Annotated in this window: 21 protein-coding genes, 1 other RNA gene and 2 pseudogenes; 11 read left to right on the top strand and 13 right to left on the bottom strand. The window is 36.8% G+C overall.

What is annotated here, in order from left to right; genetic code table 11:
* Positions 1-13: 13 nt before the first annotated feature.
* From AC1MPL_RS11175 to AC1MPL_RS11150, 6 genes are all read right to left on the bottom strand, one after another.
* Positions 14-733 carry a fimbrial biogenesis chaperone gene (locus tag AC1MPL_RS11175; protein WP_479766019.1) on the bottom strand — a complete coding sequence of 240 codons (720 nt, stop codon included), beginning with the start codon at positions 731-733 and terminating at the stop codon, positions 14-16.
* 6 nt (positions 734-739) lie between these two features.
* The gene (locus AC1MPL_RS11170) at positions 740-1279 is read right to left on the bottom strand and encodes a fimbrial protein (protein WP_479766018.1); all 540 of its coding nucleotides are present in this window, start codon (positions 1277-1279) and stop codon (positions 740-742) included.
* Positions 1280-1859: 580 nt separating this feature from the next.
* Complete coding sequence (gene greA / locus AC1MPL_RS11165; RefSeq protein WP_479766017.1) at positions 1860-2336, bottom strand: transcription elongation factor GreA; 477 nt, start codon at positions 2334-2336, stop codon at positions 1860-1862.
* Positions 2337-2424: 88 nt separating this feature from the next.
* Entirely contained in the window at positions 2425-5658 is a 3234-nt protein-coding gene (carB, locus tag AC1MPL_RS11160; protein WP_479766016.1) for a carbamoyl-phosphate synthase large subunit, read from the bottom strand.
* Positions 5659-5673: 15 nt separating this feature from the next.
* On the bottom strand, positions 5674-6813 hold the full coding sequence (gene carA, locus AC1MPL_RS11155) for a glutamine-hydrolyzing carbamoyl-phosphate synthase small subunit (protein ID WP_479766015.1): 1140 nt from the start codon (positions 6811-6813) through the stop codon (positions 5674-5676).
* A gap of 529 nt (positions 6814-7342) precedes the next feature.
* Positions 7343-8206, bottom strand: coding sequence for an IS982 family transposase (locus AC1MPL_RS11150; RefSeq protein WP_479764820.1), 864 nt, complete (start codon positions 8204-8206; stop codon positions 7343-7345).
* A gap of 124 nt (positions 8207-8330) precedes the next feature.
* Here AC1MPL_RS11150 and AC1MPL_RS11145 point away from each other — a divergent pair, with 124 nt between their 5' ends.
* Positions 8331-8456 carry a hypothetical protein gene (locus AC1MPL_RS11145; RefSeq protein WP_479766014.1) on the top strand — a complete coding sequence of 42 codons (126 nt, stop codon included), beginning with the start codon at positions 8331-8333 and terminating at the stop codon, positions 8454-8456.
* 28 nt (positions 8457-8484) lie between these two features.
* On the opposite strand, the gene AC1MPL_RS11140 is transcribed toward AC1MPL_RS11145, so the two are convergent.
* Entirely contained in the window at positions 8485-9021 is a 537-nt protein-coding gene (locus AC1MPL_RS11140; protein WP_479766013.1) for a DOMON-like domain-containing protein, read from the bottom strand.
* A gap of 18 nt (positions 9022-9039) precedes the next feature.
* Positions 9040-9363 (bottom strand): ribosome assembly RNA-binding protein YhbY, encoded by a 324-nt coding sequence (yhbY, locus tag AC1MPL_RS11135; RefSeq protein ID WP_479766012.1) that lies wholly within the window; start codon positions 9361-9363, stop codon positions 9040-9042.
* 341 nt (positions 9364-9704) lie between these two features.
* On the opposite strand from yhbY, the gene rlmE reads away from it, so the two are divergent.
* The 3 genes and pseudogenes from rlmE to folP form a co-directional block, all read left to right on the top strand.
* A complete protein-coding gene (gene rlmE / locus AC1MPL_RS11130; RefSeq protein ID WP_479766229.1) occupies positions 9705-10349 on the top strand; it encodes a 23S rRNA (uridine(2552)-2'-O)-methyltransferase RlmE in 645 nt (214 codons plus the stop codon).
* 134 nt (positions 10350-10483) lie between these two features.
* Positions 10484-12376 carry an ATP-dependent zinc metalloprotease FtsH gene (gene ftsH, locus AC1MPL_RS11125; protein WP_479766011.1) on the top strand — a complete coding sequence of 631 codons (1893 nt, stop codon included), beginning with the start codon at positions 10484-10486 and terminating at the stop codon, positions 12374-12376.
* Between the two features lie 50 nt (positions 12377-12426).
* Positions 12427-13269: pseudogene (gene folP / locus AC1MPL_RS11120) on the top strand (dihydropteroate synthase); the annotation flags it as partial.
* Here folP and ssrS read toward each other — a convergent pair.
* The 3 genes from ssrS to AC1MPL_RS11105 all read right to left on the bottom strand — a co-directional run bounded on the left by ssrS (position 13259) and on the right by AC1MPL_RS11105 (position 14389).
* A non-coding RNA gene (gene ssrS, locus AC1MPL_RS11115) (6S RNA) lies at positions 13259-13442 on the bottom strand. The pseudogene folP and the gene ssrS overlap by 11 nt on opposite strands.
* 105 nt (positions 13443-13547) lie before the next feature.
* On the bottom strand, positions 13548-13838 hold the full coding sequence (locus AC1MPL_RS11110; protein WP_479766010.1) for a cell division protein ZapA: 291 nt from the start codon (positions 13836-13838) through the stop codon (positions 13548-13550).
* Positions 13835-14389: a hypothetical protein gene (locus AC1MPL_RS11105; RefSeq protein WP_479766009.1), complete on the bottom strand. Its 555-nt coding sequence runs from the start codon at positions 14387-14389 to the stop codon at positions 13835-13837. The genes AC1MPL_RS11110 and AC1MPL_RS11105 overlap by 4 nt, the downstream gene beginning before the upstream one ends.
* Positions 14390-14453: 64 nt before the next feature.
* Between AC1MPL_RS11105 and AC1MPL_RS11100 the strand changes: the two genes are divergently transcribed.
* From AC1MPL_RS11100 to lysM, 7 genes are all read left to right on the top strand, one after another.
* Entirely contained in the window at positions 14454-15086 is a 633-nt protein-coding gene (locus tag AC1MPL_RS11100) for a UPF0149 family protein (RefSeq protein ID WP_479766008.1), read from the top strand.
* A gap of 46 nt (positions 15087-15132) precedes the next feature.
* Positions 15133-16440, top strand: a complete 1308-nt coding sequence (locus AC1MPL_RS11095; RefSeq protein WP_479766227.1) for an aminopeptidase P N-terminal domain-containing protein — start codon at positions 15133-15135, stop codon at positions 16438-16440.
* Positions 16441-16446: 6 nt separating this feature from the next.
* Positions 16447-17655 carry a 2-octaprenyl-6-methoxyphenyl hydroxylase gene (ubiH, locus tag AC1MPL_RS11090; protein ID WP_479766226.1) on the top strand — a complete coding sequence of 403 codons (1209 nt, stop codon included), beginning with the start codon at positions 16447-16449 and terminating at the stop codon, positions 17653-17655.
* A complete protein-coding gene (locus tag AC1MPL_RS11085) occupies positions 17652-18890 on the top strand; it encodes an FAD-dependent monooxygenase (RefSeq protein WP_479766007.1) in 1239 nt (412 codons plus the stop codon). The genes ubiH and AC1MPL_RS11085 overlap by 4 nt, the downstream gene beginning before the upstream one ends.
* A 137-nt stretch (positions 18891-19027) precedes the next feature.
* Positions 19028-19279 carry a hypothetical protein gene (locus AC1MPL_RS11080; protein WP_479766006.1) on the top strand — a complete coding sequence of 84 codons (252 nt, stop codon included), beginning with the start codon at positions 19028-19030 and terminating at the stop codon, positions 19277-19279.
* A 342-nt stretch (positions 19280-19621) separates the two neighbouring features.
* Positions 19622-20710, top strand: a complete 1089-nt coding sequence (gene omp38, locus AC1MPL_RS11075) for an outer membrane protein Omp38 (protein WP_479766005.1) — start codon at positions 19622-19624, stop codon at positions 20708-20710.
* A 177-nt stretch (positions 20711-20887) separates the two neighbouring features.
* Positions 20888-21373 (top strand): peptidoglycan-binding protein LysM, encoded by a 486-nt coding sequence (gene lysM, locus AC1MPL_RS11070; protein WP_479766003.1) that lies wholly within the window; start codon positions 20888-20890, stop codon positions 21371-21373.
* A 78-nt stretch (positions 21374-21451) separates the two neighbouring features.
* On the opposite strand, the gene AC1MPL_RS11065 is transcribed toward lysM, so the two are convergent.
* Together AC1MPL_RS11065 and AC1MPL_RS11060 are read right to left on the bottom strand one after the other, a co-directional pair.
* Positions 21452-21610 (bottom strand): hypothetical protein, encoded by a 159-nt coding sequence (locus AC1MPL_RS11065; protein ID WP_237410378.1) that lies wholly within the window; start codon positions 21608-21610, stop codon positions 21452-21454.
* 5 nt (positions 21611-21615) lie between these two features.
* A pseudogene (locus AC1MPL_RS11060) lies at positions 21616-22821 on the bottom strand (RtcB family protein).
* Between the last annotated feature and the right edge of the window lie 76 nt (positions 22822-22897).

The following is a 22897-nucleotide window of genomic DNA, read 5'->3' as shown; positions in this document are numbered from 1 at the left end:
AGTAAAAATATATTCAGAAAACAACATCTTCTTCTGAAGGGCTACCATAATCATTAATGGTAATAAAACGTAGATTAACTTGTTTTTCTGGTTTTTCTATAGAGTATTCAGAGTAGGGGGATATTAATACTCCTTTAGGTGTAAGATCTATTTTTTTATTTTCTTTAGAAAATATAGATGTGATAGTAATATAAAAAGGAGTTGGATTTTTGATAATTATTTTATTATCTTCATGTCGCCAAATTAATCTCCTAGGTGCACTAGCCGAATTCTCTTTGATAGAACTAGGACGATAAATAAATTTAATACGTGAACGAATAGCTAGCTGCAAAAAGTTTTTATTATCTTCAGATGATTGAGATGTCGGTTTGGGTGGAATATCAAGTACATTAAGCCAAAATAATGATTCATGTTGCTGATTTAAATCATGGCTATTCGGTAGAGCAAGTATACGTAATGTCTGACTTTTTTCAGGATCAATACGTGCGATAGGTGGTGTAATTACAAAAGGTAATTGAATTTCATCAGGGGCACTATTTGGATTTCCATTGTCAAGCCAAGCTTGAATAAGCGAAGGATTGCTACCCTCATTACTAATTTGTAAAGTTGTTTCTGTACTATCAGATGGGAATATAACTCGGGTACCATGCAGAATAATTTCTGCATGGTTATTTATGCTTATCATATACATACATAAGAATATGATAGGTGATAAAAGATTTATATATTTCATTTTAAATTATTGATATATAACAGTATATTCTACACTGGTAGACACATTACCTGCTGTCACACTACCTAATTTAGAAAAGTACTCTGCATAGTAGTTCAGATCTGCTTGACCACCTTGCTCAACTGAAACCCATTGAGAGTTTTTTTGAGCGCCTGTCGTTGTATCTGTTGCGCGAATATCAATAACTTGATTATTACTACCTAAGAGTTGTACTTGAACATTTGTAGCAGGATTATCAGTGCTAGCATTATTTAGTAGACCTGTTGAATAGTCAACGTTTGGACCTGGTTCAAAGTATGTTGCAACATTTCCAGCACTTTGACATTGACTCAAACTAATTTTGAAAGGTGTACGACCTGCTGTGCTTCCTGCCGCTTGAAGTGTTTGTTTAGAAATAGTTGGCAAAGTAACACTGATATTTTCAGTTGAAATTTTACAAGTATTATCTAATATTTTTCCTGTAATAGTAATTTTACCGTCGCTAGCATGCGTTGTAATAGTCGTACATAAACTTAGCATTAATGGTAAAAAAAACGACTTCTTCATTTTATTGACCTAAATTGGTTTTGGGGATAATAAACTAAAAGCGTGATATTTATCACATTGTAATTATTTTAACCAGAAATTACAATGTATAATTAAAAAATATACAGATATACTTTATTAATACTAAATGGATTAGTTTCTCTCAATTAATAATATGTTACTGTCAAAATATTATTTTGAGTTTCTTCGGAAGCTAATTTTTTAGTTTCTATTCTTCTATTTTGTTTTATATTATCTATTAATAAACAGTTATTTGTAGAGATATTTGTTTTTATATTACATGAATATTCCACTATATTTCCTGTAATATTAATTGTATTTGCTATTGTTGGATTAATTATTAAAAAATGACATATTATATATATTATATACTTCATTGATATTACTCTTTATAGAGCTTATATATATTGGTATATCAAATATAAATTTTTATGTATAGTGATATTTATTTAATTAATTTAATATAAACTTAAAATTTGTACTTTTAATTTTATTCTTTAAAATCATTTACTTGTGTGCTTATAGTTTTTTGGTTGTAGCGGGCATTAAAATATAGGAGTATACTAATGCCCAAGAAATTTTAAATATATTTTACGCTAACAATTTCATATTCTACTTCACCTTGGGGTGTAGTAATTTTAGCTTCATCGCCTTCACTTTTTCCTAAAAGACCACGAGCAATTGGTGAGTTCACAGAAATCTTATTAATTTTAAAATCTGCTTCATCATCACCAACAATTTTATATGTTTTCTGTTCCTCTGTATCTAAATTTTCAATTGTTACAGTCACACCAAATACAACACGGCCATTTTTCTCTAACTCAGCCACATCAATAACTTGTGAAGCACCTAGCTTTGCTTCGATATCTTGGATACGTCCTTCACAAAAGCCTTGTTGTTCACGAGCTGCGTGATATTCAGCATTCTCTTTTAAATCACCATGTTCACGTGCTTCAGCAATAGCTTGAATAATACGTGGGCGTTCAACAGTTTTTAACTGTTGTAGCTCTTTTTCTAACGCAGTTTTGCCTTCAGGAGTCATAGGGTAACGTTGCATGTCGTCCCTCCAAAATAAAAAAATATCAGGTTTGAAAAATAAAAAATCCCGCCACCGAATAGGTGACGGGACCTTTCGGTAATGCGGATTAACTAGTAACGGTTAAATCTTGCAAACGGTATACATCCATTGGTAATTTTACGGCAAATGCTTGGCAAACTGCCTCAGCACCGCTAATAGTCGTCGTGTAATACACTTTACCTTGTAGTGCAGCACGGCGAATAGCAGCAGAGTCAAATTGTGCTTGTTTGCCTTCAGTTGTGTTTACAATAAGGTGTATTTCGCCATTTTTCAAGCGGTCTACAATATGTGGACGGCCTTCAGTGACTTTATTTACACGTTCACATGCAAATCCAGCCTCAGTTATGACTGTATGTGTACCACCTGTTGCAACAAGTTTAAAGCCATAGTCTGCAAACTGTTTTGCAATAGCAACAACATCTTTTTTATCAGATTCACGGACAGATAAAAACGCATATTTTGTTTCATTTTCTGTAGGTAAACCTGGAAGGCGTTCATTTGAGCCGAGAACCGCTTTATAGAATGCTTCACCAAATGTTTCACCAACACCCATAACTTCACCTGTAGATTTCATCTCAGGCCCAAGCATAGGATCTACGCCTTGGAATTTAGCAAATGGGAAAACGGCTTCTTTTACTGCAAAACGCTCAGGGATGATTTCTTGAGTAAAGTTTTGGTCAGCTAAAGAGCGTCCTGCCATACAGCGTGCAGCAACTTTTGCAAGAGATTCACCAATACATTTAGAAACAAAAGGTACTGTTCTTGATGCACGTGGGTTAACTTCAAGCACGTAAACATCATTTCCTTTTACCGCAAACTGTACGTTCATTAGACCAATTACACCAAGCTCTTTTGCCATGGCGATGGTTTGACGACGCATTTCATCTTGAATTTCTTTAGATAAAGAATACGGTGGAATTGAACATGCAGAGTCACCTGAGTGAATACCTGCCTCTTCGATGTGTTGCATAATGCCGCCAATGACTACATTTTTACCATCAGAGACGCAATCAACATCAACCTCAATAGCTGAGTTTAAAAAGTGGTCAAGTAGTACTGGGGATTCGTTAGATGCTTGAACAGCTTCACGAAGGTAACGTTTGAGCTCATCTTCATTGTATACAATTTCCATTGCACGACCACCAAGTACATAAGATGGACGAACAACCAATGGATAGCCTACTTTCGACGCTTCAGAAATACCTTCTTCAGCAGATTTTACAATACTGTTGTTTGGCTGGCGTAGTTGTAGACGTTGAATCATTTGCTGGAAACGTTCACGGTCTTCTGCACGGTCAATTGCATCAGGAGATGTACCAATAATTGGTGTGCCTGCTTCTTCAAGTGCACGTGCCAATTTTAGAGGAGTTTGTCCACCATACTGTACAATCACACCTTTAGGTTTTTCAGTACGAATGATTTCTAAAACATCTTCAAGTGTAATTGGTTCGAAGTATAAGCGATCTGACGTATCGTAGTCGGTTGAAACAGTTTCAGGGTTACAGTTAACCATGATCGTTTCGTAACCATCTTCACGCATTGCAAGTGCAGCATGTACACAGCAGTAGTCAAACTCAATACCTTGTCCAATACGGTTTGGCCCACCACCAATAACCATAATCTTTTTACGATCTGATGGGTTTGCTTCGCACTCTTCGTCATAGGTTGAGTACATATACGCTGTACTTGACTCAAACTCTGCAGCACATGTATCTACACGCTTATAAACAGGGTATATACCTAAATTCCAACGCTGTTTGCGGAATTGTTTTTGTGAAATACCCATTAAGTTTGCAATACGTAAATCAGATAGACCTTTACGTTTGAATGAACGGATATTTTCAGCAGTTAAATCACCAAAACCAAGTGATTTAATGTGGTCTTCAGTTTTAATAATATCTTCGATTTGAATAAGGAACCAACGATCAATTTTGGTTGCTTCAAAGATATCATCTAATGTGAAACCTTGACGGAATGCATCTGCAACATACCAAATACGCTCAGGGCCTGGAACTTTAAGTTCAAGCATGATTTTTTCTTTGGCATTTGGTGTTGTAGCTTCAATTTTTTCGTCGAAACCGCATGCACCCACTTCAAGACCACGAAGAGCTTTTTGTAATGACTCTTGGAAGTTACGACCAATAGCCATGACTTCACCCACAGATTTCATTTGTGTGGTAAGTACAGGCTCTGCTTGTGGGAATTTCTCAAAGTTAAAGCGAGGAATTTTAGTTACAACATAGTCAATCGATGGTTCGAATGAGGCAGGAGTAACACCACCTGTAATATCATTTTTGAGTTCATCGAGTGTATAGCCAACTGCAAGTTTCGCAGCAATTTTAGCAATAGGGAAGCCCGTTGCTTTTGATGCGAGTGCAGATGAGCGTGATACACGTGGGTTCATTTCAATAACAACCATACGTCCATCTTTTGGATTAATACCAAATTGAACGTTTGAACCACCTGTTTCAACACCGATTTCACGTAATACAGCAACTGATGCATTACGCATAAGTTGGTATTCTTTATCTGTAAGAGTTTGTGCAGGCGCAACGGTAATCGAGTCACCTGTATGTACACCCATTGGATCGAAGTTTTCAATTGAGCAGACAATGATACAGTTATCATTTTTGTCACGCACAACTTCCATTTCGTACTCTTTCCAACCGATGAGTGATTCATCGATAAGAAGTTGGTGTGTTGGAGAAAGTTCGAAACCACGTTCACAGATTTCTAAAAATTCTTCTCTGTTATATGCAATACCACCACCAGAGCCGCCCATTGTAAATGATGGACGAATGATTACAGGAAAGCCAAAACGTGATTGAATTTCTAATGCTTCAGGCATAGATTCGGCAACAGCAGCGCGAGGGCATTCTAAGCCAATTTTTTTCATTGCCTGATCGAAAAGTTTACGATCTTCAGCTTTTTCAATAGCGTCTTTTGATGCACCAATAAGTTCAACATTGTATTTGTGTAAAATACCGTGTTTATCTAAATCTAATGCACAGTTCAGCGCAGTTTGACCACCCATTGTTGGTAAAACAGCATCAGGGCGTTCTTTTTCAATAATACGCTCTACAGTTTGCCAAGTGATAGGCTCAATGTAAGTTGCATCTGCCATTGAAGGGTCAGTCATAATCGTTGCAGGGTTAGAGTTAACTAAGATAACTCGGTAGCCCTCTTCACGTAGTGCTTTACATGCTTGTGCACCTGAGTAGTCAAACTCACATGCTTGACCAATGACAATAGGACCTGCACCAATAATTAAGATGCTTTTAATATCCGTACGTTTAGGCATTATTTCGCTCCTTAATTACTTTTTAGATGCTTCAATGAGTTCAATGAAGTGGTCAAACAATGGGGCACAGTCGTGTGGGCCAGGACTTGCTTCAGGGTGACCTTGGAAGCTAAATGCTGGTTTATCTGTACGATGAATGCCTTGTAATGTACTGTCGAATAAAGATTTGTGTGTTGCTTTTAAATTCGAAGGTAATGTACTTTCATCTACTGCGAAACCGTGGTTCTGAGAAGTAATCATCACAGTTCCAGTTTCTAGGTTTTTCACAGGATGGTTTGCACCGTGGTGACCATGATTCATTTTAACTGTTTGAGCACCAGAGGCTAAGGCTAATAACTGATGACCTAAACAAATACCGAATACGGGAATTTCAGTCGTTTCAATAATGGTTTTCACAGCTTCAATGGCATAGTCACATGCAGCAGGGTCACCAGGACCATTAGAAAGGAAAATACCATCTGGATTGAGTGCAATTACTTTTTCAGCAGATGTTTGCGCAGGAACAACAGTAAGTTTGCAACCACGATCTGCAAGCATACGTAAAATGTTTGTTTTTACGCCGTAGTCATATGCCACAACATGAAATTTAGTTTCAGGTTGAGTAAAGCCATTTTGTAATGTCCATGAACCTTCAGTCCATTCAAAACCTTCAGGGTCACAGCATTCTTTTGCAAGGTCTAAGCCGTTAAGGCCACCAAATGCACGTGCTTTTTCAATAGCTTCTTCAGCAGTAATATTTTCACCTGCAAGAATACAGCCATTTTGTGCACCTTTGTCACGTAAAATACGTGTTAATTTTCGAGTGTCAATGTCTGCAATAGCAACAATATTCTGTTGTTGTAGGTAGTCTTCTAAAGACAATTCTGCTCTGAAGTTGCTATGCAGTAGAGGAAGATCTCGAATAATTAGACCATTTGCCCATACTTTATGAATGCGGCCAGATTCGACATCTTCAGCATTACAGCCTGTATTACCAATATGAGGATAAGTAAGCGTTACAAGCTGCTGTGCATAACTTGGATCGGTTAATATCTCTTGATAGCCAGTCATGGCAGTATTGAAAACGACTTCTCCAGTCGTAGATCCCGTTGCGCCAATAGAAATACCAGTAAAAATGGTTCCATCAGCAAGGGCTAAAATGGCGGGGGTGCTCAAGTCGAAGCTCCTGATTTTTAAGCTGTAAAAAAGCGAGGAAACCTGCGCTCAATAGGTAAATTTTACCTATCTCCGGGGCGACTCACTCGTAACTTAAAAACGTATTGTACGCATATAAGTAGAGAAAGTCTATGTAAATTATTGAACTGATTCTATATCTTTGACTTTTTGATCTAGTGTTTTGTTTAAATTAAACATTTGTTTTAAATGAAGTAATTTTGTTTTTTTATTTTTATTCTGTAATAGTGGAAATCTTGAGCAAAATTATAAGATAAAGAGGGTTTATTATCTGTTGAAATACTAAACTTCACCTAACTCTCTATAAAGGTTTGTATTTATAATGAAGTTCTAGTGATATGATGAATAAAAATACAAATCAACGGAAATATTTATTATGTCTATTCAAAATAACAATTCAAGTCACGATGATAATACGCTACACGCTAGCGAACTTAAAAAAAATCTTCAACATCTGAAAGAAAATATTATGAACCATTTAAATAAACCCGAATCACGGATAAGAAATTATTTATAAGTCCTGAACTTTAGGTTTAGTCGCAGTACATTGATAAGCAATCAAAGTCGCATAAATATGAGCAATATACCCTCGCCATGAACGATGACGAGAGTTTTCTAATCCAAAGCTTTCTTTGAGCTGCCCATTCACTGTTTCAAGCAAGTTTCTTTGACACATATAATGCTCATCTTCTTTACGTAAAGGAGGTGCATCCATATTTGATCTTGTTCGTGTAATCAGCTCACAGCCTTGTTTTTCAAAGAATTGCTGATGGAATTTAGAAATATATCCTCGATCTGCAAATAATTTACCCTGAAATTTACTCATATTGAATAATGGATAGGCCACTTGGATATCAGCCCTTTTCCCCGTGGTCACTAAAGCAGATACAATCTCACAAGCACGGTTGACCATAAGATGTAGTTTAAACCCATAGAACCATCCCGTAGAAGATTTTCCTCGACTGGCTTTTTCCTTAAAGGTTCTATGTCTTGAAATTCTCATATTTTTACAAACCCGTAATGGCGTTGAATCCATGAAGTGAATGTGATCTTTTTTAGCTTTCCCTCGAATCGCTTCAAAGAATGCAATGATGGCATCTGCATATTGATTGATGAGTGCATTAATACGAGCATAGCAAGGTAGATATTTAAATGCTTTGCGATGGTAAAGTTGAATAAAGACAATGAATTGCTTAAATGTTTTAAATCCACTGAGGTGTGACCATACAGCTAAAAAAATGACTTCTGATAGCTCTAATAGTGCTTGACGAGAACGTTGTCTTACTCCAGATTCTTTCAAGGCTTCAAAATAAATAGGCTTAAATTGAATACAAAAGTCATCGATCAAGCAAAATAGTTCCGTATAATCGTACATAGAAGGTTGTCTGCTTACTTGTGTCTAGAAACTCAATAAAGTAAGGCAATCTTCTATTTTTTTATAATTCTTTAGCTTCGCTTATCCGTGATTCGGGTTAAATAAGGTAAGGGAGGATTATACCTTGTCAGAAGATGATTTTATTGAAATAAAGGAAGTTGCTAAAATTGAGTTGAAAGATTTAACAGCACAAATTGAAGAAATTAAAAGAGAGTTACAGGATAACTTGGAAAAAAGAGCATCCAAATAGATAATGGATGCTACCACGGTTATGAGTTTTAAAACTCATGTAACCAATCGCGCTTGTTGTGAAAGTCTGGCTCAGGACTGCTATGCTGAATCGCATAGTATTGAGTTCCTTGAGCAGTTTTAAATATTGCAGCAAGCCCGATATAAATATCACTCGCCTGTAATTGATGCGTTGTTAGAAACAATTGCAGATCAAGTACAGCATTTAGTCCATAATGTGTACGTTTTAGCTCAATAAGCTCAATGTCTGTTGCAAGTATTGGAGGAACATTTTCAGGGTAACGATACTCTTCAAACTGGTAGCTTTGCCAATTTTCAGACGGAGATAAGTTAATTTCTCTATAAAAGTCTTCATTTTTGACACCAATAAATATTTCAAAGCAGCTGTTTTCCCAAAGAAAATCTGCTCTTGCTAATTTATGTTGCGTACTTTCAGGCCATTCAATGAGTTGCATTGGGTCTCTAACCCAAAAGCCAACGTTTATGATGGTATTTTGTTGTTCAATTGCAGATACAAGATGAATAGCATCAAATCTTTTGAACGGCTGTAACTCGTAACTTGCCATAGAAGCCTTATTTATAAGTTATTTTGCTAAATGTGCATAACGCACTAAGTTAGACAATTTTTGGTTTTGTTGTTCAGCTTTTTTGTAAAGTAGAATAACCTTCCCAATTTTTTGAACAACTTCTGCATTCGTTTTTTGGCTAATAAGATCAATGACTTCTGCACGAACTTCTCGATCTTCTCCAACGATTTTTACTTTAATGAGTTCATGGTCATTTAAAGCACGAAGTGTTTCTTCAATAACATTTTCAGTGAGTCCTTGCCCACCAATAATGACAACAGGGGACAAAGAGTGTCCAATCTGACGTAGAAGTTTACTTTCTTGGGTAGATAAAGATGCCATGGGAAAACCTATATGAATGAAGCCTCACAGTATAACAAATCCAATCTGAGAAAGTGTAAGAAATGCAAAAAAATCATGTGTTCTATGAAAATAGATGATTCACATAAAAAAAATATGCTAGATTGATGAGGTTAGATGTATTGATATAGTTCTTTTAGATTTCTATATTAGATAAATTTATATGCCAAGTATTTTTAATTTTTATGAGTATTAGAATGTACTTTTATAAAAACGATTAATATGATTAAAAAAAACTTATTTATATATATGTAGTTCCATACTGCAAGAACCCTTTTTTTTGCGTACAATATAGCGATTATTTTTTATGAATTTTGATGATTATGGCGACACGCATTACCAATCAAAAGCTATCTAAGAGCAGTCGTGCGTGGATGAGAGAGCATTTGGATGACCCTTTTGTGAAAAAGGCGCAAAAAGAAGGCTATCGTGCACGTGCAGCTTATAAGCTTTTGGAAATTCAAGAAAAATATAAACTTATTAAACCAGGAATGACAGTTGTTGACTTGGGAGCTGCACCAGGAAGTTGGTCGCAGATTGCAGGAAAACTTGTTGGCCCTAAAGGTTTAGTTATTGCATCTGATATTTTAGAAATGGATGCATTGCCTGATGTTACTTTTTTACAAGGTGATTTTAGGGAAGAAGAAGTTTTTGAAAAACTGTTAAATATTTTAGATGGACGACAAGTCGACATTGTAATTTCAGATATGGCCCCCAATACATCAGGTAATAGGGCTGTTGATCAACCTCGTCAGATTTATTTGTGTGAACTTGCTTTAGATTTTGCACAAAAAGTTCTTGGGCCTAACGGACAATTTGTTGTTAAAGTTTTCCAAGGTTCAGGGTTTGATGAGTTTAGAAAACAGGTTGTCGATACATTTAATGTTTTAAAAACTGTAAAACCTGCTGCATCGCGAGCACGTTCAAAAGAAGTTTTTCTTATTGGACAGCAGCGTAAAGCACGTTAGACTTGCCAAGTTCGTAAAAATTGTGCATGTTTACAGTATTAGGTATTGAGTGTTGTCACTCACTTTCGTGAAAAGAGCTTACTTTCTTTAAATGAAGTAGGTTCAAATTAGATTGATGATATGGGAATAAAGCTTTGAGCGATCTCTTCAAAAACGCAGTGTTATGGCTAGTGATACTCGGAGTGCTGATTTTAATATTCAGCAACATCAGTGATCACAATAAACCATCGCAAATGAACTATTCAGAGTTTGTTGCTGCGGTAAATGCAGGCCAAATTAAGCAAGTCACCATCGATGGCGAAAAAATTACTGGCGAGAAAAAGAATGGTTCAGGTTTTGAAAGTATTCGCCCTGCGGTACAAGATCCTGAGCTTATGCCGAGTCTAATTAAAAACAGTGTTGTCGTTGAAGGTACAGCTCCTCAACGTCAAGGCGTTTTGATGCAATTACTCATCGCAAGTTTCCCAGTGCTTTTAATCATCTTATTGTTCATGTTCTTTATGCGTAACATGGGCGGTGGTGCTGGTGGTAAAAGTGGCCCAATGAGCTTTGGTAAATCAAAAGCAAAAATGCTTGCAGAAGATCAAATCAAAGTAAACTTTAAAGACGTTGCAGGCTGTGATGAAGCAAAACAAGAAGTTGTTGAAATAGTTGACTTCTTGAAAGATCCAGCAAAATTCAAACGTCTTGGTGCATCAATCCCTAAAGGGGTATTGATGGTTGGACCACCGGGAACAGGTAAAACATTACTTGCAAAAGCGATTGCAGGTGAAGCTAAAGTACCATTTTTCAGTATTTCAGGTTCTGATTTTGTTGAAATGTTTGTTGGTGTAGGTGCTTCTCGTGTAAGAGATATGTTTGAACAGGCAAAACGACATGCACCTTGTATCATTTTTATTGATGAAATTGATGCAGTTGGTCGTCATCGTGGTTCTGGTACAGGTGGTGGGCACGATGAGCGTGAACAAACCTTAAACCAAATGCTTGTTGAAATGGATGGTTTTGAAGGCAATGAGGGTATTATTGTTATTGCTGCAACCAACCGTGCAGATGTTTTAGATAAAGCATTACTTCGTCCTGGCCGTTTTGACCGCCAAGTGATGGTGGGCTTACCAGATATTAATGGTCGTGAGCAAATTTTAAATGTGCATTTGAAAAAATTGCCATCTGTAACAAGTGTAGATGTAAAAGTTTTAGCACGTGGTACGCCAGGTTTCTCAGGCGCACAGCTTGCAAACCTTGTGAATGAAGCAGCTTTATTTGCAGCACGCCGTAATAAAAATACGGTAGATATGCATGACTTTGAAGATGCTAAAGACAAGATTTATATGGGACCTGAGCGTAAATCTATGATTCTTCGTGATGAAGAGCGTAGAGCAACGGCTTACCATGAAGCAGGACATGCCATTGTTGCAGAAATTTTACCAGGTACAGATCCTGTGCATAAAGTAACAATTATGCCACGTGGTTGGGCACTTGGTGTGACTTGGCAATTACCTGAACAGGATCAAATTAGTCATTATAAAGATAAGATGCTAAACGAATTATCTATTTTGTTTGGTGGTCGTATTGCTGAAGAAATATTTATTAATCAGCAGTCGACTGGTGCATCAAATGACTTTGAACGAGCAACAAAAATGGCACGTTCAATGGTAACTAAGTATGGCATGTCAGATAAAATGGGCGTGATGGTCTATGAGGATGACAGTCAGCAATCTTTCTTAGGAAGTATTGGTAGCCGTACGATTTCTGAAGCAACTCAACAACAAGTTGATGCAGAAGTCCGTCGTATTCTAGATGAGCAATATAAAGTGGCATGGGATATTCTTGAGCAAAATAAAGATAAAGCTCATGTCATGGTTAAAGCACTGATGGATTGGGAAACGATCGATCGAGATCAGGTATTAGATATTATGGAAGGTAAAGAGCCAAGACCACCAAAGGTCTATGTTGCTGAGAATCCAGTATCAGATGAATTACCTAAAGATGGTCCATCATCTCCACCTCCATTACCTGCGATGAATTAAAAAATAAGAGTCACTTCGGTGGCTCTTTTTTATTAGATATTGAGAGAATTATGCAATTAACATCTTTGCCAAAAAAGCAAATCATTTGTAAGAGTCATGTTATAGATTTATCTACTCCTCAGGTTATGGGGATACTTAATGTAACACCTGATTCTTTTAGTGATGGAGGGCAGTATACCCATATCGATTCGGCTATTTTTAAAGCTCAAGAAATGATAGCTCAAGGTGCAAGAATTATAGATATTGGTGGGGAGTCTACAAGACCTGGAGCATCCTATGTTGGTGTACAGGGAGAGTTGGAGCGTGTTATTCCTGTTGTTAAGGCGCTTGCTAAATATGATGTTATTTTATCGATAGATACTAGTGAGCCTGAGATCATTAAGCAGGCAGTAGAAGCAGGGGCACATATCTGGAATGATGTGCGAGCACTAAGTCGTCCATTTGCTTTAGAAATGGCAGTAGAACTTGATATTCCCATTGTACTTATGCATATGCGGGGTGAGCCCACAATAATGAATCAACTTGCACAATATGATGATGTTGTAAGTGATGTAATGTATGAGCTTGAATTAAAAATTAAGAATGCAAAAGATATGGGAGTGCGTAATGAAAATATTATTGTTGATCCTGGGTTTGGTTTTGCAAAGGATATAAATCACAATATTATTTTATTAAATAACTTATATCGGCTACATGAGTTGGGTTATCCAATTTTATCGGGTTTATCACGTAAAAGGTTTATAGGTGCGGTAACAGAATGTGAAAATGCATCTGACCGTATTATTGGAAGTGTTGTGGGGCATTTATTTTCAATACAACAAGGTGCAAGTATTGTGCGTGTGCATGATGTTCAAGAAACATCACAAGCAATAAAGATGTGGAATAAGCTCCAAGATGCCGCTGCAAGTCGTAGCCCTTGAACCATAAAGTTCAAGGTGGACGCGACGCATACTTGCTGGGTTTCCCATTCAAGATGGGCATACACTCTAAATATGCAGAACGCAATCCTAAAGTGTTAGTATTGGCTCAGGGGAATCTGACCTGCTGGCGAACACCTCAGAGTAGCTAATATTATAACGAAAAACGCCCAAGATGCATACTGTTTCAGGTAGTGTTGTGTTAAGTTCCTTTTCACTTGGTGATGATTTATGCACTTATTGGAAAGGAACTTTTATGTCGTTTCTTGTTCGATACTTTCAAGTAGCGTCTTTAATAAATATTCACATTGTTCATATTGCTGTAAGGATTTATTTAAAGAGAGAACTTCTTGCATGAGCTCTAAAGCAACCATAACTACTAATTTATTATGTTCAATGCGAGGCGCTTTGGCACGAAATTCTTGAAAGCGTTGATTTAAAATATCAGCAGCTTTTTCTAAATCACCTCTTTCTTCCTCTGTAGTTGATAGGCGAAAAATTTGCTCAATAATACGGAGTTCAACAACGATAGATGTGTTGCTCATGATGCTTCCTCATTATGTTTAGATGGATGAGCAAGTTTTTGAATTTCTTGTGTGTTTTGGTCTTCATCAGTACCAAGAATAGCCAAACGTTCAATAATGGCTTCTACTTTTAGTTTCGCATGCTCATTTTTTTCAATGAGTTGTACACGCTCTTCTTTTAATGCTGTAATTTCTTGCTTGGCACTGGTTTGTTCATGCTGTAATTTTTCTTTAAGCACACGTAACTCATTGCGTTCGGCAAGAATTTCTTGAAATCTACTTTTTAAATCTGTACAGCCCTTCTCTAAACGACTATAACGTTCAGCCAATGTTTTCGCATCTTGATTGAGTGCGTTATATTGATCCTGTAAAGTATTTAGATTATTGGTTAGCGTATCAATTTTATCTTGTTTACTACGCAGTGTTGTTGTTTGTTGAGTTGTTTGTTCATCATGGTGTTTCTCCATTTCTTTTTTTTGCTGATGCAAAGAGGTGTTTTCACCCTCAAGATTTTTCAAACGCTCTTGAAAATTAGCAATATGCGTTTGAAGTCGCTTTAATTCTTCTAACATAACGTGGTCGCACAGTATTGCAAACAAAGGTAAGATATACGCAGTATAGACATTGGAAAAACGAATGCAAGATGATATTACAGGTTGGTCTGAATGGGATCGCCACTTTTCAAATATTGAAGAAATTTCAAGCCCAAGTGAGTTACATGGGTTACTTACTGGTATTGTTTGTGTGACACAGCCACCAACACGCGAAGAATGGACACTTATTTTATCCACTCTCAATGTGCCTGAACTGAATGATGATAGCTTAGCTACTTTAACCGATGAAACTGAAGATGTCGCACATGCACTTTCAGAAGATGATTTGGATTATTTGCCAATGTTGCCAGATGATCAGCACGTTTTAAGAGACCGAGTACAGGCATTGGCAGACTGGTGTGCAGGAGTTGTACTCGGTTTTGGCTTAGCTTCTGGACATATTCGTACAGATGAAAGAGAGCTTATCGGTCATTTACAAGATGTTGCGGCCGTTGAGTTTGAAGATGAAGATGATGACGAAGAGGGTGAAGAAGGCTATCAAGAGCTATTTGAATTTGTGCGCTTGATTCCTGTTAGTCTATCTATGGGGCGTAAAAAGATTGCTGTTGATGAAAGCTCTTTACTCAAGCATGTACATGAGCGTATTCAACCGGTAGGTGATACACCAGAATCGAACAATGTGGTTGAAATGTTTACACCACATCGTCCAAGTTAAAAAAGCATCTGTTAGATAATATAAAACTTAAAAAGGAGTAGGTATGTTGAAACTTACCCAAGCTGATTTTGCAGTACGACGTTTAGAGCTGGCACGTAAAATGGGTGCACATAGCATTGCTATTATTGCAACAAATGCGGTGAGCTATCGTAATAGTGATGTAGATTATAAATATCGTGCAGACAGTAGTTTTTATTATTTAACAGGTTTTCCTGAACCTGAGGCAATCGCTGTTATTCAAACTTTTGATGATGCTGATGAGTATGAATACACTCTTTTTTGTCGTGAACGTGATCCTGAGTTAGAAATATGGCATGGTTATCGTGAAGGGTTAGAAGGTGCAAAATCTTCATATCATGCAGATACTTCATATGCTATAGATGATTTCGATGAAGAGGTGGTGGTAGAGCTACTTTCAGATGTGCATAAAGTTTATTTTCGAATAGGCCATGATGCGGATTTTGATATACGTATTACGAGTATTATCCAACAGCATCATTTAGAACTGAGCTTATTACAACTAGACCCAATTATAGATGCTATGCGTTTGATTAAATCTGATAAAGAAATTGGATTAATGAAACGGGCTGCTGAAATTAGTGCGATTGCACATACGAAAGCAATGAAAAGTGCACGTATTGGCATAATGGAGTATGAGCTAGAAGCAGAGCTAAACTATGTGTTTGGTAAACATGGCTGTGTTCCTGCATATGGTAGTATTGTTGGTGGTGGTGAAAATGGTTGCATTTTACACTATGTAGAAAACAATAAAAAAATAGAAGATGGACACCTTGTTTTAATAGATGCTGGTTGTGAATATGAGTATTATGCATCTGATATTACACGGACATTTCCCGTAAATGGCGTATTTTCCAAAGAGCAGCGAATAATTTATCAGTTAGTTTTAGATGCGCAACTAGCAGCCATTGATGCGGTACGTATTGGTAATTCATATCGAAAACCACATGATATTGTTGTAAGAATACTTACTCAAGGCTTATTGGAGCTTGGTTTATTGCAAGGAAATTTAGATGATTTAATTGCTGATGAAGCTTATCGACAATTTTATATGCATGGTACAGGACATTGGCTTGGTTTAGATGTGCATGATGTTGGAGGCTATAAAACAAAAGAAGGTCCTCGCTGTTATGAAGCAGGTATGGTCGTAACGATTGAGCCAGGTATTTATATTTCTCCGCAAGATACAACTGTTCCTAAAAAGTGGCGTGGTATTGGTATTCGAATTGAAGATGATGTTGTGGTGACGTCTGAAGGGCCCGAGGTTTTAACAGCCAATGTTGTGAAAGAAATTGATGATATTGAAGAATTAATGAAATCTAATTCCACTAAATAGGAAATAATAATGCCACAGGTTGTAATTGTTGGTGGTGGGATGGTGGGTCTAAGCCTCTCATTGATGTTAGCGAAAGCAAATATTCGTGTGAAACTTTTAGAAGCGATTAGATATCCTGATATTTCAGATTCTGAGTTACAGGAATATCATTCAAGTTTTGATGCACGAAATAGTGCATTGTCACGACGTAGTGTTCAAATTTACAGTAAGTTAGGCTTGTGGGAAAGTTTACAGCAACATGCAACACCTATTCGACAAGTACATATTACGGAAGAAGGCGGATTTGGTAAGGCACGCTTGTTAGCTGAACAAGAGAATGTTGAAAACTTTGGGCAGGTAATTGAAAATGCATGGCTAGGGCGTGTACTTTTGACACAAGTAAAAAGTAATAGCCAAATTGAACTTATTGATGGGGTTCAAGTGACTGCGCTGACACAAGATAATGCGCAAGTGACTATTGATGCACTTAGAGATAATAAAAAAATTAAAGTTGTTTCTAAGCTAGTTATCGCAGCAGATGGTCGGGACTCTTTTTGCCGTCAAGCATTAGGCATTGATGCAGATATTCATGACTATGAACAAGTCGCAATAGTTACAACTGTACAAACATCTAAACCCCATGAGCATGTTGGTTTTGAAAGATTTAGTACTTTAGGTCCTTTAGCACTACTCCCTCTACCAGGAGAAAATCGCCGTTCGGTTGTGTGGCCTGTAAAAAAAGGCACAGAACAGCAATGGTTGGGTGCTGAAAATGATCAGAAGTTTTTAGATGCACTACAGCAGACCTATGGTGGGCGAGCTGGAAAATTTGAAAAAACGGGTAAGCGGTTTTGTTATCCATTGTCCCAGGTGCTTTCACACAAACAGGCGAGTGGTCGTGTTGTGCTTATGGGAAATGCTGCACACACCATTCACCCTGTTGCAGGACAGGGATTTAATTTATGTTTAAGAGATGCAGAAGTATTGGTAAGATTTTTATCTAATCATATTAAAACATCGGATGATATTGGTAGTCCTACACTTTTAAAACAATATGAACAAGCAAGATTAGTTGACCAAAAGCGTGTTATTAAATTTTGTGATGGTATTGTTAGAGGATTTAGTAATAAGAACCCGCTTCTAAAACTAATGAGAAATACAGGTCTCTTGGCTTTTGATATTGTACCAGGCATTAAACCAATGGTTGCGAACTATGCGATGGGATTGAAAGCATGATTTATCAGGAAAAGTATGATGTTGTTATTGTGGGTGGTGGTTTAGTTGGTGGATTAACTGCTTTATTGCTTGCAAAAGAAAATATCGATGTTGTTGTGTTAGATGCGGCCCCTTTGCTTGATTCAGCGCAAGTTCTAGAAAAGATGAATTCTAGAGTGCTTGCTTTAAGCCAAGCAACAATTCATTTATTGCAGATTGCAGGTGTTTGGAAAAATATTGAGAGATATGAACCTTATACAGCAATGCATGTTTGGAATAAAAGTGGTTGTGGAGATATTTACTTTGGTCATGAAAGTATAAATAGACCTCCTGATGCTAATTGGCTAGGTGTTATGGTTGAACCTAGTATTCTAAATTTGGCTATGCAAAAGACCATGTTAGAAAAAGTAGCAAACTACCGAACAGATATTCGTGTGAAGCGCTTAGAGCAGCGTATAGATGGCTGGTCGATTACACTTGCTAATGGTGAGCATTTAAATACAAAACTGGTTATTGGTGCAGATGGTGCAAACTCCTTTGTACGTCAAGAAGCTTTCATTGGGGTGAAAGTTTTAGACTATAAGCAGTCTGCAATAGGCTGTGCAATCCAAACTAACCAAAGAAATCATCATGTAGCTCGACAAATTTTTCTACCAACAGGGCCGCTTGCATATTTGCCAATAAAAAGCTCTATTTCAGAAGAAGAGGGATATTGGCAATCGATTGTTTGGACTTTACCGACACATATATGTAATGAGTATATGGCATTAGATGAAATAGCATTTGCAGATAGATTAACAAAAGAAAGTCTACATATGTTAGGTGGTGTGAAGGTTGCAAAAAATAGATCTTGTTTTCCATTAAAAGCACGCTCTGCTGAAAAATATGCAATTGAAGGGTTGGCTTTAGTTGGTGATGCTGCACATGTAATTCATCCTCTTGCAGGTCAAGGTGTAAATATAGGTTGTTTAGATGCTGCTGTATTATGCGATGTTTTATTAAGAGATATGAAGCGAGGGATATGGGCAAATATTCAGACATTAAGAAGATATGAATATTTACGCCGTCATCAGAATGAAGCAATGATGCATAGCATGTCTATTTTAGGTTGGTTGGAATCTTCTCAGTTGTATCCACTAATTTGGGCGAGAAGTTTTGGACATAAAATTGCAATGAGCAATGCTAAGCTAAAAGGTTTTTTTATGCATAAAGCAAGTGGCTTGGGATCTTTGAAAAATACGAGATATGCAAAATAAGAATAAGACTATTTGTACTAAAAAACTGTAAAAGATACAAATTGGAGTCTTGCTATTTTTGTGAAGATTGCTAAATTCCATATATCTCACTGAAACAGTGAGATATATCAATGAGACAGTGGAAGATGGGAGTTATCATGGTCGACTCAAATGATTATGATGAATCAGAAGATTCAGTTGTAGATGATGATGAAGCAAAAGCAGCAGAAAAAGGTGCAAGTGAACCAAGTGCTGAAACAAGTCAACATTCAGCAGATGTTGAAGAAGCAGAAAGCTTAACTGTAACTGCTAAACAGAAGCAGCGTTCAGCATTAGAGGATGAAGTTGCAGCATTTTTAGCTAGAGGTGGGCGTATAACGGAAGTACCACCAGATACAAGTATTGAATAACTTATGATCTATTCAAATATCCTTTTTGCGTCATTATTTTGAAATAAAATTTCTACATCTGCTATATTTACAGTGTATAATGCAGTGAGAAAAGTATATTAAATAATGAGAAAAATGATATATATGTTTAAAAACATAGGTTTGTATTAACTGTGTATAAAGCCAAGAGCATTTTTTTAACTTTTTATATTATTGTTATTAAAAGTTTAATTTTATAAGAAGCTCTTGTATTATATCTGTTCATTAGTTAAAAACTACTGAGGTAAAAAATATCTCAGTAAAATTAAACAAAAACTTTAGGCTGAGCTTAAAAAAAACAATTGTTATCTCTGGAGGATATCCATGAAATTGAGTCGTATTGCTCTTGCTACAGTGCTTGCAGCTTCTCCTTTTGTAGTTGCTAATGCAGGCGTAACAGTAACTCCATTACTATTAGGTTACACTTTCCAAGACAGTGCTCATAATAATGGTACACAAAATGTAAATGATAGTGCACAACACTTAACTAAAGGTCCTGAGTTACAAGACGATATGGCAGTTGGTGCAGCATTAGGTGCTGAATTAACACCATGGTTAGGTTTTGAAGCTGAATACTTACAAGTTAAAGGCGATGTAAAAGGTGCTCAACAAGGCGCTCAATACAAACAACGTCAAATCAACGGTAACTTCTACGCAACTTCTGATTTAATCACTAAAAACTACGATAGCAAAATCAAGCCATACGTACTATTAGGTGGTGGTTACTACAAGTATGATTTTGATGGTGTTCCACGTACGTCTTACCAAAACCGTGAAGGTGGTTTAGTTAACGTAGGTACTGGTGTTTTCTGGCGTTTAAATGATGCACTGTCTCTTCGTACAGAAGCGCGTGCAACATATAATATCAATGCTGATTTTTGGAACTACACAGCACTTGCTGGTCTAAACGTTGTTATTGGTGGTCACTTGAAACCTGCTGCACCAGTTGTAGACGTTCAACCAGTTCCACCTGCTCCAGCACCTGCTCCAGCGCCAGTTGTTCAACAACCTCAGCCTCAACCACAAGAGTTGACTGAAGACTTGAACATGGAACTTCGTGTGTTCTTTGATACAAACAAATCAAACATCAAACCACAGTACCGTCCTGAAATTGCAAAAGTTGCTGATGCGTTAAATCAGTATCCAAATGCAACTGCACGTATTGATGGTCACACAGATAACACTGGTCCTCGTAAGTTAAACGAACGTTTATCTTTAGCGCGTGCTAACTCTGTGAAAGCTGCACTTGTTAATCAGTACAACATTGATGCATCTCGCTTAACTACTCAAGGTTTTGCATGGGATCAACCAATTGCTGACAACAGCACTAAAGAAGGTCGTGCAATGAACCGTCGTGTATTCGCTACAATCACTGGTAGCCGTACAGTTCTTGCTCAACCAAAAGCACAATAATAGTAATAAGTAGTTTTTATTACGCATAAAATGGCTCTAAATGAGCCATTTTTTTATTTATATGAGTTACATATTTTTACGTATTGTTGATGTTTGTAAAATAAAAGAAGCAAATTTTTGTTATATTAAAAATACTAAAGCGAAAATATAACTACACAATTTAATCAGGAGATAACAATGGGCTTATTTGATTTTGTAAAAGGTATTGGAAAAAAACTTGAAGGTCAATCAGAGCAACCAGAACAAACACAAACTTCTGAACCAACAGCACAAGAAATTGCAAACCAACTTTTAGCACATATTCAAAGTTTGGGTTTAGCAATTACAGGATTATCTGTAAATTATAACAGCGACACAGATACTGCTGTTATTCATGGACAAGCAGCAAGCCAAGCAGACAAAGAAAAAATTATTCTAGCTGCTGGTAATGTACAACATGTTGCTCAAGTTGATGATCAAATGACTGTTGCAGAAACAGCAGAAGATGCAGATCAACCTGAAAGCCAGTTTTATACGGTACAGTCTGGTGATACCCTTTCTAAAATTTCGAAAGAAGTATATGGTGATGCGAACCAATACAATAAAATTTTTGAAGCAAATCAGCCTTTACTGAAAGATGTAAACTCAATTTTTCCGGGCCAAGTATTACGTATTCCACAATAATTTTTAATCTAAAGTATTAAGAATAAAAAAAACCTGACGGTTTCGTCAGGTTTTTTGCTCCTAAAGTGTTCATAGTATTTAAATTCCTATATTTCTAAGTTGTTTTTTCATATCTTTTCGGTCTCGACGATGCTGAGATTTAGGTTTTTCAGACTCATGCATTCCACCTTTATGTAATAAAGGGGAGAGTGCTACATGATTGCGTGACTTTATTTTGGGTAATGATTTAAGTTTCATAAGTTTTATCCTTTAATGCACATAACTTGTTTTAATGTATGTACTACTTCAATTAAATCTGTTTGATTTGCCATAACCTCATCAATGTCTTTGTATGCTGATGGAATTTCATCAATGACGTCTTTATCCTTTCTACATTCTATCCCCTCTGTTTGTTGAATAAGGTCTTATTGTGAAAACTGTCTTTTTGCTTTACTACGACTCATTTTTCGCCCTGCACCATGTGAACATGAACAAAATGATTCATTGTTTCCTTTACCTTTTACAATAAAAGATTTTGCTCCCATAGAGCCGGGAATAATGCCATATTCTCCTTGCCCTGCACGAATTGCACCTTTACGTGTCACAAAAACCTCTTCACCGAAATGATATTCTTTTTGAACATAATTATGGTGACAGTTAATTGCTTCTTTTGTCATTTGAAATTTAGGAAGCAGTAGGCGAATTGCCTCTAAAATTAAATGCATCATTTCACGACGGTTTTCATAAGCATATTCTTGTGCCCATTCAACAGCTTCTACATAATCATTAAAATTATTTGAGCCTTCAGCAAAGTAAGACAAATCTTTGTCGGGAACATGACCAAATCGATGTTGTGCCTCTTTTTTCGCATGCTCGATAAAATAGGTTCCAATCACATTGCCTAAACCTCGACTGCCTGAGTGAAGCATAATCCATACATCTTGATTTTCATCTATGCATAGTTCAATAAAGTGATTGCCGCCACCGAGGGTTCCGAGTTGTTTCATCCATGTACTGTCAAAGTGTCGTAACATTCTTTTTAAAGCTGGATGTTTAAGTGTGATTTGATTTAAGCGCTTATCTAGAGGTGTTAATGTAGAAGCTTTCGCACGAATTTGCTTATGCATTGAAAACCCTACAGGTACTTTACGTTCAATTGCATTACGAAGTGTACTTAAATTGTCTGGTAATTGACTTGCTTTTAAGTTTAATCGTAATGCATTCATGCCACAGCCAATATCGACGCCTACAGTAGCAGGAATAATTGCATTTTTTGTTGCAACGACACTGCCTACAGTTGCACCTTTACCGAGATGCACATCTGGCATCACAGCAATGTGTGAATGAATAAACTGTAGTTGTGACATTTTATGGAGTTGATCGATACTCTCTTGATCAATATCAGAGGTATAAATTTTAATGGGAACACCAAAATTTGCATTCTCATTTAGGGTAAGCTTTATGCTCATATCATATGTCTCAATATATTTTTATTTTTGTCCAAATAAAAAAGACCTAGCGAATGCTAGGTCTTTAAGGCACTCG

The sequence above is a fragment of the Acinetobacter sp. N1-1 genome (assembly GCF_056711485.1).
This window is presented reverse-complemented; position numbering and strand designations above follow the sequence as displayed.